Below are 12,135 nucleotides of genomic sequence, written 5' to 3' on the forward strand. Positions count from 1 at the left end.
AGGGGTAGAGAAAAGCTTGGGGAAAAGGGCGTCCGGTTAAACGCGGAATGGGTGTCCGGAATCAGCGGAATACGCACTGACAACACGTTCGATGTGCAGCTTGTACCTAGCCAGTATCCCATAAGCCGATTTCTCCCTACCGCATTTGACTTAGCTGCCCCCTCAACCTGTCAGTTAACTTGGGAACTAAATTAGAAATGCCCAGAAGTTTTTTACGCTTTTAAACTCGCCATAGATAGTTAGTCAGTTTTGGTATACAAAAAGTAATGAGTGGTAAAACGACAAGACCTGATCCGTTGCCCTTTCTAAACGTTTGGTGGGTTGGCGGGAGTATCCTTTAAGCCTCATAAAAACAGTTACTTAATCAAGCATATCTACTAACTTCGTTTAAATTTTACGCTAAGTAATTGATTGTCTTTGGTTTCAACTCCCAAGTAGGGAGTTGAATGGAGCTAATTAATAAAGGGTAATTTTACTACTTTAGGTTACGTCACGATTCCTTGGTAGCGGTCACAAATTCCATTTCTTTCAGATGCTTACTTTGTAGTACAATCAGACTCATATTAAGGTAATGTATCTTTGGTAATTATCAAACATTTCCCTACCACTTGGTATACCTCATGAATTTTAGGTGTTTTGATGAATGATCTTATGACAATCGGCTTGATTGGTGTTGCTGTAGTAGCTGTTCTAGGTTTAGGGATCCGTGTTGTATTGAATTTTAAATCTGGCAAAAGCGTTAAGAATAATTTGAAAAATGTAGACATCGGTCGCGACTTTACAGGTCGTGATAAGAAGTGATAAATGACTTTGTTCAATCGACTAAAAAATGTACTAATTAAAGGTGATTATGCTGGGAGGGATATGGTAAAGAATGTCCTTCCTAAGCCTACTCAACTTGACCACCTATCAAAAGCTTATAAAGATGAGGTCACTGGCGATCAACTGACCTTTGAGTTTATTGATGAGCTGCAACACTATAAGACCAAAAAAAAGAAGCGTAGAGACCTAGTTCAGAAACTGTCTGATGTAGGTCTTTCAGAGTTTATTGAAGATGCAGAAGAGCTAAAAGAGCTAATAACTAAACTCATTTTGAAGTATCAGCATTACAACTCAGCACAAAAAATAATCACTTATCTTCTTGCAGATGTTGAGTCTATCTTTAATACAGAGATTAAACCGAAGCTACACCCTAGTATTTCAGCATCTGAAGTAAAAGTTCTCTTAAGAACATGTGTTGAAATAGAGATCTCTGAAAAGTTAGGGGAAAATGTTTTAGAGATATATCATAGACAGATTAATGGGATGGTATTTTATTTGACTGGTAACTGTCATCTGGAGTGGGATGAATGTTAGTTTATAACAAGTCTATAGACGTAAATCATACAGTCTTAAGGTTATCTGCTTTATCGATGGAGTTAGATGGCAAAGAAGTGGAAAAGGATAGGCTGAGAATTCTTGATTTTATTTTGGCACACCCTGTTCATATATCTAAAATGAAACTTGGGCGAGATATGGTCAAAGAAAGGAATGAGTTTAAGTCGTTTAATAATAACTATCAAAACTATAGTGATAATAACCTATTTGAGATTATGAAGCCTGTTCAAGATATGGCTATTTGTTACTTGGAAACTCTAGGTGTTATTAGCTTTGCAAAAGAAAACAATAGATTAGGATTGAATTATGATAAAGTTTCTCCAGAGATAAAATATATTCTATCTAAAGAACTAAATAGTATATCATCGCAAGCAGTGTCTTTTATAAGAAAGCACCTTATAGATATGGACTTAGTAGGTGATAATGGTTTGAAGTCAGCAAGTAACTTAATGGGATGTAAATATGATGCTATATAATCCATCATTAAGAGTTTCGAGGCTTATCGCTACTAAAAATAGTAGTTATATGTATGACGAAGACTTTCACTATGGAATAAATATTCTTAGCGGATGTAATGGTGGGGGAAAGACCTCAATTATTCAATTATTAGTTTTTGGAATGGGGTATGAAGTAACTAACTGGAAAGATGAAGCTGGTGAATGCGATTCCGTATATATTGGGCTTAAGGTAAATGGAATTGATATTACGATAAAAAGAGATATCAATGGTAAGGAAAAACAACCAATGTGGTTTTGTTTTATGCCAATATCTGATGCTCTAAATACTGGGATTGAAAACTGGAAAAAACACTCATACTCATCTCAATACGGTAGTATTAGCTTTTCTCAAAAGTTGTTTGATATTCTTAATATTCCTGAAGCTAAAGCGGATGCAAATAACAACAATGTTACTATTCACCAAGTATTAAGACTTATTTATGGTGATCAATCTAACGCTTCAGGAAATATTTTCAATATCGAACCATTTGACTCTGCATTTAAGAGGGAATCTATAGGTAACTACCTGTTAGGCTTGTACGATAACGATCTTTATGCTTATAAAATAGCACTTATTGAAGAAGATAAGAAACTCACCAAATTAGTTTCAGAGATTACAGCAATACACTCAGTTGTTGGTAAAACGTCTTTTTCTAGAGAGCATAACTCCATTGAAGAAGAAAAGCAGGAATATTTAAATCAGATAGTTGAATTAAATCAGGATGTGATTAATAGTAAGTTAGAGTCTTTTGGTGAATATAAAGATGAGAAGTCTACATCTGAGAAAATTGCTATTAACAACATTAAGCTGAAAACAAGTCTATATGAGTGTGAAAGTGAAATAAGGACACTTCAGTATGATATTGAAGACTCTGGACAATTTATCTCAGAGCTGAAAGACAAAAAATTAGCTATTAAAGACGCAATTATTGTTAATAAGTCAATATCAAACTTCTCTTTCCAAGTATGCCCTTGCTGTCAATCCAAACTGAACTCATTGAAAGAGAATAGTTGCGGATTATGTGGTTCAGAAACTAATGATAAAGGTGAAGCAAACGAAAATTTATTGCGTATGTCAAGCGAAATAGACCTCCAACTTGCTGAGTCTAATCGAATCATAGAGCGGAAAAATAAAAAACTTATCGCTCTTGAAGGAAAGAGAAAAGACTTAAGAACGCAGTTGAGAAAAAGCATTTCGGAAAGTTCGTCTGTCATAACATCTATAAATAACAAGAATGAATCAAAGATATTTGGTTGCTATCAGAAGATTGGTTATCTAGAAGAAAAAATTGAGAACTTAGATAAAATTGCTGAATTATTAAATTCAATAGCAGAGCTTACTGAAGAAAGAGATCGGACTCAAGAGGCTGTCAACGATCTTAAAGATAAAATATCTAGAAAAGAAAACATTTATAGATTGAGAGAGCCTGAAGTTAGAGAATGCATTTCAAAGAACCTTATCTCAGTTCTTAAGAAAGATATTGGTTCGGAGGATGAGTTTTCTTCTGCTGAAAATATAGAATTTGATTTTGCCTCCAATAGTATATCAGTTAATGGCAAATCATCTTTTTCTGAAAGTGGTATGGTCTATTTATACAACTCATTTAGGCTAGCATTATTGATGACATCATTAGAGAAAAAATACTTACGTGTTCCGAGGTTTTTGATTCTTGATGGTATTGAGAATGGTGGTATGGAAGATAGTCGTTCTAAAAACTTTCAAAAAGCTATTCATGATCTTCTTTCTGATTCTCAAGTTGAGTTTCAAATAATTTTTGCAACCAAGAGTATTGAGGGAACGTTAGACAATAATGAATATCTTGTAGGAAAGACATTTACCAGAAATAGTAAGAGTTTGAATTTCAAAGTATCAAAAGCATAGTAATAAAGCTATGTGTAAGTCTATCGATACATAGACTTTATCATCAGTAAATTACGTAATGTTGTGGATTAGAAAACTTGGCCAGCCACATTTAGGATGGCCAAATCATTGCGATACCAGATGGATTTCGTGGGGAATTTAGCTTACCAGAGCACGTTGAGAAGCCAATCGATGAACTCAATGAACTTTCGCGTCAATGCTATGAACTTCATCAGGAGTTGGTCAAATTCGTACGTGGTAAACTAAAGTGCTAACAAGGCAATCAAGGTGACCTTGGACACTCTGCGGTTTGGTGTGAGGTTCGGTTTGTTTTGCTGGTTTAGTATGGGGCACCTTATTGCAGATGTTATGTATTTGAAAGGGATTTTAAGTAGTGTTTGAGTTCTTGTATTCGCTTGTTTTTCGTTTTGAGTCTGGAGCTCTGAATGCAACTTTGTTTGTCGTATTGACCATAGTCATTCCTGCTGCACTTATGGCTCATACAGCAATAACCTTGAATAATCCTACTCGGTCGAAGCTTCTTTTCAATGGAGGGGGGTTGATAGCATATTGCTTGCTTGTTGCACCGTTACTCTTAGTTGTTTTAGACACAATTGGAAACTATGAGAGGGAATATGAGACGTGTCAATTAAACTATGTGTATACGAAGCTATCTGAGCCTGAGGCTGTCACTGACAGTCTTCCTAAATGTGAGCGTAGGCAAGAGTCAATAAATGACGAATTAAAAGATTTTAAAACGTTTATGGTTATCATTTCACTTTTTGTCAATGTTGTGTTGTTGTCACTAAGTGTAAATTTGATCTCCTCAGCATCAACAATGTCCAGCGAGAGGATGTGTCAGGATAACATTCACAGTGAAATTGATCACTTAAGCTCTAGAATTAGAAATTTGGCTTCAAATGTGAAAGTGCTAACAGTTGTTTTGGTTGTCCTACTGGTAATATCTATTGCATTGGTGTTGGCATAAATACATAACAATGCCACTTAGGTGACTTGTTATACTCGGAATTTTTGGTTTGAAGTCCTGCTGAATTGGTGAGTTTATAGTGGCGCACCTTATGGCTGGCGTTAGGCTAAAAGGATTAAATAGTGACTGAAAATTATGCTGCAAGAACTGAAGAGTTTATTATCCATGACCTTGCGGTCCTAAGTGATAGCGACAAATGGAAGAAATACTGTCGCATAACTGCTAATGCGATGAGCGTTATTCCTTGGGTTGGTAGCTTACTAGCTTCAGGTGCAGCGGTTCATGGAGAAAAAAGCCAAGGGCTGGTTAATGCACTTTATGAAGAGTGGTTAAAAGTTCACAAGATTAAAATTGAGCAATTGGGTCAATCGCTTGATGAAGTTACTGAGCGCTTGGAGTCGATTCCTGAACAATTTGAAGATCGTATTCAAAGTGAAGAATATTTAGGGTTAGTACGCCGAGCGTTTAGGTCTTGGGACAACTCGGATACGGCTGAGAAAAGGCAGTATGTTGTTAATCTAATCTCTAATGCTGCAGCTTCAAATCTATGTCCTGATGATCAAATCAGATTATTCAATGATTGGCTTGATACTTATCATGAAATTCATTTCAAAGTAATCAGATCAATTTACCAAAATCCTGGTGTTACAAGGTTAGGTATATGGCAGTCGGTGAGTGATATTATGCCCCGTGAAGATAGTGCAGAAGCAGATTTGTTTAAGTTACTTATTCGTGATTTGAGTACAGGTGGGGTAATTCGCCAGTTTAGACCAACGAATGCTTATGGTCAGTTTGTAAAGCAATCACGCACTACAAAACGAGCTGGATCTAGCAGTAGCACAATGGAGTCGGCATTTGAAAACACCAAGCAATATCAGCTCACAGAGCTTGGTTCTCAGTTTGTACACTATACGATGAACCAAGTTGTTAAACGCTTGGAAAAATAAGCTATGCAAACTATTTAAGAGGGATTCGCAACACTTGGCATTTCTCATTCTATCGTTGGTTTTGTGTTTACAGCGAGCGTTCTGACTGCTTAACGAAGCTACTTACTGTACCTAATCCATAATATTCTAATTTAGTAATATAACTGTCTCTGTTTTGTCTATAGGTGGGTTACGTAGGCGTTTACCTGCCTTAGGTATTTTATCTGTCGTCAGTAAATTTCTTTCATAGGGATGGTAAAAGAGAATGAATACTCTAAGTATATGCAAGGATATGATTCTAAGTCATGCATACTTATGCTGCATATTTTAGTGTAATGTATTGATTATTATGCAGGCTTATGCTGCAAGCAACACGTTTGCCTTTTATATCAGAAGCTTATCTGCTTTAACTTCTCCCCTGTGACACATTATAGATCACAAAATAGATCCCGCTAAATTTGTTCATATCACCTCTTGATTGAAGTTTATTTCAAATATAGTAATTCTGCTTAATGAATGATACTCATCGTATTGTATTTTGCTTGCCTGCGAACAAGGCGGTTGCTTAGGTTATTGATATAAATCGAATAGGTGGTGCAGCGAAATCTTTTGGCGCTTAACTCTTTTAAAATAAAATGCATCCTTTTGAACGCCCATACGTGTTGTAAATAGATATACATTTAAAGGGCACATCAATGTTGGATGTATTTACTCATTTTGCCGATTGGTTGAGCTACTCAATCATGGGGCTAGCACCTGATACTTCGGTAGGTATCGGGGTTCATTTCTTTATTGAAGATACCAGCAAAATTCTCGTGTTATTGATTGTTCTTATTTATGTTATTTCGTATCTAAGGGCGAGCTTGAGCGTTGAGAGAGTTCGTGATTACTTGAGTGGCAAGAATCGTGGTGTTGGTTACGTTTTTGGATCCATGTTTGGAGCGATTACACCATTTTGTTCTTGTAGCTCTATTCCTTTATTCATGGGCTTTGTCACTGCCCGTATTCCCATCGGTATTACCATTGCTTTCTTGATCACTTCACCATTAATTAATGAGGTTGTGGTGATCATGCTTGGCAGCATTTTGGGGCTGAAATTCACAGTGATGTACATCATTATTGGTATGCTTTTGGGCATCTTGGCTGGCGTCATTGTGGATTTATTCAAAGCTCATCGTTGGCTGCAGCCGTTTCTTGCCAAAGCTTATCTCGAAGATGAGATGAGCGATAACCAATCTCATTGTAATCAAGTTGCTACCCCCACGGCTCCAGCACTGACACATCACCAGCGCCATGCCTTTTTAGTGAATGAAACGAGCACCATTGTTAAACGTATTTGGAAGTGGGTAATTATTGGCGTTGGGATTGGTGCGTTTATTCATGGTTTTGTACCGGCGCAATGGTTTGAGCAGAACTTGTCGGATGGTCAATGGTGGACCGTACCTATGGCCACCTTAAGTGCGATTCCAATCTACACCAATGCTTCTGGGGTGGTGCCAATTATGGCTTCTCTCATTCAAAAAGGTATGCCTTTAGGGACGACCTTAGCGTTCTGCATGGGAGCCGTGGCAGTGAGTCTGCCTGAATTTATGATGCTCAAGCAGGTGATGCAATATCGCTTACTCGGCTTAATTGCCGGTTACTTATTTGTTGCTATCTCTGTTGTGGGGTGGCTGTTTAATGCTTATCACTGATTCTATTCGTGGAGATGAAGATGAAAACAATTCAAGTATATGGTCCAGGGTGTAATAACTGTGCGGTCACTGCGGAACGTTTTGCTAAGGTGGCAAAAGATCTCGGCCAAGATGTTGTGGTTGAGAAGATCTCGAGTTTAGAAGACATCATGAAAGCCGGGGTAATGAGTACCCCTGGAGTCGGAGTGAACGGTATAATTCAACATACAGGGTCTGTACCAACGGAAGAACAAGTACGTGCTATGCTTGCATAGCTTTATTGAGGTGCGGCCCGCGTTGTTCACTATAGTGGGCAGCACTCTTGTCTTTTTTGAAGGGTAAGATGATGAAGTGCTTAATGAAAGCATGGGATGAAACAGAGGCGATCTTGTACAGCTGGTTGTTGAAGCAAACAAACAGCCAGCATGAAACAGAAGATATTATTCAAGAAGTGTTTCTTAAAGCAATGAGTAACAGCAAGCGGTTTTGTTCATTAACGGATGGCAAAGCTTGGCTGTTTAAGATGACTAAGAATCACTTTATTGATCGGTTGCGTAAAAGGATAGCGTTGGAAGATATAGGCGAGCACCAGGCCGCCGAAACGTCATTACCGGTAATGACTCAATTACAAACGTGTTTGCCGCGCATTTTGCCCAAACTATCGGATAACGATCGACATATAATCGAAATGTGCGACCTGAATGGCCTCACCCAAGTTGAGTACGCCAATGCGCATGGCCTGACGTTGCCAGCAACAAAAGCGCGACTTCGCCGCGCTCGTATAGAGTTAAAACAGAGGCTCGTGAAAGAGTGTCAGGTTAAGCAGGATACATCTGGTGTTTGTTGTTTCAAACGCGTTCAATGAATCTCGTCCGCTAGCGAATCAAGGGCACCTAATCCGCTATCTACTCAATTAGAAAATCACTAGCTTTAAAGTGTCCTGAGGTGTGCCAGCGTGAACAGCTCTAGTACGTTTCTGCCCCAAAAACTTTTAGTTAATCTTATCAGTAGTGATAAGCAGGCAACACAGATGGTGGAGCTGTGATAGATGATTACTTGAGCTCACTAAACGGTGTTCCTGCTGGGTTGTTATACAGAGTGCGAATTAACTGTTGCGCTGGTCCAGAAAACTCGGTCAACCACCAATCTCCAACGAGAAACTCTCTTGGTAAACCTAGGCTACGTAGCAACTCATTTGCGATCACCTCCGGTGTGAGGTTAGCTTGGTTGCATCTTGGATGCCCCACATGCACCCAAATAACCTGATCCTCTTGATAATAATGGGTGTCAGGCGCGAAATAGGTCAGAAGCTGGCTTGAAAAAGGCTGGTTCGAGGTACCGACACAATAATCATTTTGCCCCTCACTGAGCAATGAGAACTGAGTATCATGACCAATCACTACGCCAAAGTCGATTTCATGCGTGGCGTAAAAATGCTCATCAAATTGGTTGTTGGAAATGTTCAATACGTCGTCACGATAGTCACTCAATGGGTGATAGAGGACTTGCGGCACGCTAAACACCTTAAACCCAATAGCCGAATGAATTAAATCAATCGCTTCGCTTACATTGGCAGGTACCTTGCCCTCTGTTTGCGATACAAAGTAAAGTGGTACGGGGTGTTCGGTGTTCCAGCGTACGGTGGCTTTATTTTGCAGGTAGCCATGAATGGAAACACCATTGCGAAACTCAATGATTTCGGCGATCTCCTTGGTATTCAGTCGCCAAGATTTATTTTCATCCTTGTCATCGAAACACCCAGTGAGCAGTATCAAGCAGGAGGCGAGTAATGCTTTTTTCATGTGATTAGTTTTCAAAAATGATTTTAGAACCAAATGGTATTCCATCGGTTTTGTCAGTGAAGATATTGACCATGTGCAGTCTTCCGCGCTCAGTCTGAACGGTCGCGACAAGCGAGTTTGTCCAACTTCCTAAAGAGATAATAAGAGATTTACCATCTTGACTAATCTCTGCTCTCATATTTGAGCTGCTTGAATCTAAGTGGTAGTCGATAACTCTGTCACTACCAGTCAATACAATTGCTACCTGCCCATTTTGTTGAACAGTGGTTTCGACCATCCCATTATGTCCACGCTCTGCGTCAATCACTAGTGGGCCAACGTAGGAGCCAACACAACCATTTGCTAATACTTGACCGGTGAACATCGTTGCCGCAATGACCGAAGCAACTAATACGTTTTTCATTTTTATTCTCGATTGTTAAAGGGGAGGGAGCATAGCATTTACTGAGTAACAACCTAATAAATCAAAGTGTTAATTTGTATTTCAATGTTTAGTTGCATGTTCCTGAGTATTGTCCCACTGATTCCGGGATTATCCGGCCATTTTTACCTAACTCGGGAAGCTATGATCGTAATCGCTGGAATCCCTGCTTTTTCTCTTTTAAATCAATGGCTCAGTATCCTTGCTATACATCAGATGGTTGTAAGGAAGTGACAATGCGAAAAATGAGAATACCGGTGACCAAAATTAAAGAGGTGTTACGCCTGAAATTCGATTTATTCATGGCGTTAATCTGGAGCAAGCCACACAAGGATAATTCCAGTTAAGGTAAACGATGCAAGCAACTTAATGTCCAGGTTCTGATAATTGTTATATACCTCAAGAACACACATAGCGAGCAGATAGGCTCCCATAATGCGCATGGCACCACCGATAACAAACCTAACTATGGAAAAGGTACCGCCTACAGCAGATCTAATGATGGAAAGAGGTGTGTTACGCATGATAATCCTTCTGTATTGCTAGAATATGAAATGAGGGAGTAAACTTATATTGAACTCACAACCTGTATAAGTCATTGTATAATATGTGTTTTAATTTAACTTTCGTTAGAGTTAGCAAACTAACTAACACATTATGTCCAAAACTATGTAACAGTAGCCGAACTACAACTTTCGGTCGCTTAACCTAGTGCCATACATAAAAGACAATCGAGAGATGTTGTTAATTAACAACACGAACTATTGAAAACCGTCCAGCGATGAAGTTATTTATTGCAAGGCTATGTGAAATTATGTTGCAAATAGTCCTTTAACTTAATGATTTTATAAACTTATCAGGCTGGTATTTTTCGTATTTCTCTTAATGCCATGCATCATTGCCATGATAGCATGCATAAGCTATTTTTTTGTGGCTTAACAACAAAACGGGTGAGGTACATCATGTGCCATTGTCAGCTAAAACATTCCTGAGGAAAGGATCTTTTTAAGCTCGTCAGTGCAAAAATGAATCGGGTAATGGCAGTCGAGCCATACTCAACCAGAATGGTTAAAATGATCTTATTTTCATTAAAATAAGATCATAAATGATGGGGCAGGGTAGACGACGAGTTAGTCTTTAATAAGTTTATTGATTAGTTTGTTCGATCATGTGATTGACCTGAACTCGGGATAAGAATAGAAGGGAACTAAAAGCTGGTTCTGCGATCAGATCTTTCGACCAAGAACGACTAATCGCAAAAGGAACCAGCTATGAACAAATTAGTAGACTTTTTTTGTCATGTCGATGACTTTTTGTTTGGCTTTTTTACCTCAATGGCAAAAACTTCAGTTAAAAAATGGTGAACGTAAACGGAACCGAAAAGGTCGCATGTCGGAGAGCGAGATAATGACCATCATTATTGCTTTTCATATGTCTCATCAGCGTGATTTCAAGAACTTCTATCTTGGCATCATTCATCGCTATCACAAAAGTGATTTCCCAGCCTTGTTGAGTTACACCCGCTTTCTTGAAGTCATGCCATCAGTACTCATTCCGCTTAGTTCTTTCTTCACGCATGTAAAAGGTGAGCCAACAGGGATTGAGTTCATTGATTCCACAAGCATTAAAGTCTGCCACAATTTACGCATACCACGGCATAAGGTTTTCAAAGGAGTAGCCGCAAGGGGTAAAGGAACAATGGGTTGGTTTTATGGATTTAAGCTTCACATCATCACTAACCATCTTGGTGATATCGTTGCAGCCAAACTCACACCCGCGAATACTGATGATAGAAAGCCAGTTCGAGAGCTATCAAAAGGCCTACTCGATAAACTCTATGCTGATAAAGGTTATATCAGCAAAGCACTTACCGCCGATTTAAAAGAGGATGGGATCACTCTTATTACGACTCACCGTAAAAACATGAAACCCAAAATACTTGCTGCTTGGGATAGAGCAATGTTATCAAAGAGGTTCATTATCGAGACCATCAATGACCAACTGAAAAATATTTCTCAGATAGAGCATTCTCGCCACCGGAGTCTACACGGCTTCATGCTGAACTTACTTGGCGGGTTAATCGCCTACTGTCTGAAACCAGAAAAGCCATCGCTCAACATCACAAGCACAGAAAAATCAGGGTTGATGGCGATGGCTTAAACCGATCTGAGGTTAATTACGTACTTTAGTCTTCGCGTATTACAATATTCATTTTTTGAAAGTGAAGTCCATGGAGGTAATGAGCGGTTTATTTTCATACAGACCTAGATGGGAGCTTGTAAGTCTGGAAGAAGCCATGTAGAGATCTAAAGGCAGGCGACCGAGATTAAAACTATCAAATCCTCAAGAATGAATCGAGTAGATGTACCGTTCCATTACATATGGCAGCCGAACAGCTTGAGGCAGTGACCGAAGGTATTTCGTCGAAGCCTACTGCATCTTTATTGAATGCCAGAACTGATTTTTTTGTGAAAGATTATGCTTTGTGGCACGATATGCTCGCCAGCTTAATTGCCAAAGCTTGAAGTCGGTCACCCTATTTGCAACAAATATTGATAAAACGCATAGTTCTTTGTTGCTGGAGTGCATA

At 38.9% G+C, this 12,135-nt stretch carries 12 protein-coding genes and 1 pseudogene; 10 read left to right on the top strand and 3 right to left on the bottom strand.

The annotated features are described in order from the left end of the window. The first annotated feature begins 639 nt into the window (after window positions 1-639). The 9 genes from ACVA53_RS21080 to ACVA53_RS21120 all read left to right on the top strand — a co-directional run bounded on the left by ACVA53_RS21080 (window position 640) and on the right by ACVA53_RS21120 (window position 8,187). A complete protein-coding gene (locus ACVA53_RS21080; RefSeq protein ID WP_446506164.1) occupies window positions 640-801 on the top strand; it encodes a hypothetical protein in 162 nt (53 codons plus the stop codon). Between the two features lie 3 nt (window positions 802-804). Then, window positions 805-1,356, top strand: coding sequence for an ABC-three component system protein (locus tag ACVA53_RS21085; protein WP_446506165.1), 552 nt, complete (start codon window positions 805-807; stop codon window positions 1,354-1,356). Beyond that, window positions 1,350-1,853, top strand: coding sequence for an ABC-three component system middle component 5 (locus ACVA53_RS21090; RefSeq protein ID WP_446506166.1), 504 nt, complete (start codon window positions 1,350-1,352; stop codon window positions 1,851-1,853). Before ACVA53_RS21085 ends, ACVA53_RS21090 begins: the two co-directional genes overlap by 7 nt. Further along, complete coding sequence (locus tag ACVA53_RS21095) at window positions 1,840-3,756, top strand: AAA family ATPase (RefSeq protein ID WP_446506167.1); 1,917 nt, start codon at window positions 1,840-1,842, stop codon at window positions 3,754-3,756. The genes ACVA53_RS21090 and ACVA53_RS21095 overlap by 14 nt, the downstream gene beginning before the upstream one ends. A 373-nt stretch (window positions 3,757-4,129) precedes the next feature. Further along, the gene (locus ACVA53_RS21100; protein WP_446506168.1) at window positions 4,130-4,723 is read left to right on the top strand and encodes a hypothetical protein; all 594 of its coding nucleotides are present in this window, start codon (window positions 4,130-4,132) and stop codon (window positions 4,721-4,723) included. Window positions 4,724-4,845: 122 nt separating this feature from the next. Then, entirely contained in the window at window positions 4,846-5,670 is an 825-nt protein-coding gene (locus tag ACVA53_RS21105) for a hypothetical protein (RefSeq protein WP_446506169.1), read from the top strand. Window positions 5,671-6,344: 674 nt separating this feature from the next. Then, the gene (locus tag ACVA53_RS21110) at window positions 6,345-7,343 is read left to right on the top strand and encodes a permease (protein ID WP_446506170.1); all 999 of its coding nucleotides are present in this window, start codon (window positions 6,345-6,347) and stop codon (window positions 7,341-7,343) included. A 20-nt stretch (window positions 7,344-7,363) separates the two neighbouring features. Further along, entirely contained in the window at window positions 7,364-7,597 is a 234-nt protein-coding gene (locus ACVA53_RS21115) for a thioredoxin family protein (RefSeq protein ID WP_255040231.1), read from the top strand. Window positions 7,598-7,680: 83 nt separating this feature from the next. Beyond that, window positions 7,681-8,187: a sigma-70 family RNA polymerase sigma factor gene (locus tag ACVA53_RS21120; RefSeq protein ID WP_446506171.1), complete on the top strand. Its 507-nt coding sequence runs from the start codon at window positions 7,681-7,683 to the stop codon at window positions 8,185-8,187. A 187-nt stretch (window positions 8,188-8,374) separates the two neighbouring features. On the opposite strand, the gene ACVA53_RS21125 is transcribed toward ACVA53_RS21120, so the two are convergent. The 3 genes from ACVA53_RS21125 to ACVA53_RS21135 all read right to left on the bottom strand — a co-directional run bounded on the left by ACVA53_RS21125 (window position 8,375) and on the right by ACVA53_RS21135 (window position 10,069). Continuing rightward, on the bottom strand, window positions 8,375-9,124 hold the full coding sequence (locus tag ACVA53_RS21125; RefSeq protein WP_446506172.1) for a hypothetical protein: 750 nt from the start codon (window positions 9,122-9,124) through the stop codon (window positions 8,375-8,377). A 4-nt stretch (window positions 9,125-9,128) separates the two neighbouring features. After that, window positions 9,129-9,527, bottom strand: coding sequence for a hypothetical protein (locus ACVA53_RS21130; protein WP_255040228.1), 399 nt, complete (start codon window positions 9,525-9,527; stop codon window positions 9,129-9,131). Between the two features lie 326 nt (window positions 9,528-9,853). Further along, window positions 9,854-10,069: a hypothetical protein gene (locus tag ACVA53_RS21135; RefSeq protein WP_274124867.1), complete on the bottom strand. Its 216-nt coding sequence runs from the start codon at window positions 10,067-10,069 to the stop codon at window positions 9,854-9,856. 747 nt (window positions 10,070-10,816) lie between these two features. Here ACVA53_RS21135 and ACVA53_RS21140 point away from each other — a divergent pair. Then, window positions 10,817-11,705 (top strand): annotated as a pseudogene (locus tag ACVA53_RS21140) (IS982 family transposase). Window positions 11,706-12,135 lie beyond the last annotated feature (430 nt).

It is taken from the genome of Photobacterium sp. DNB23_23_1, from assembly GCF_052873815.1.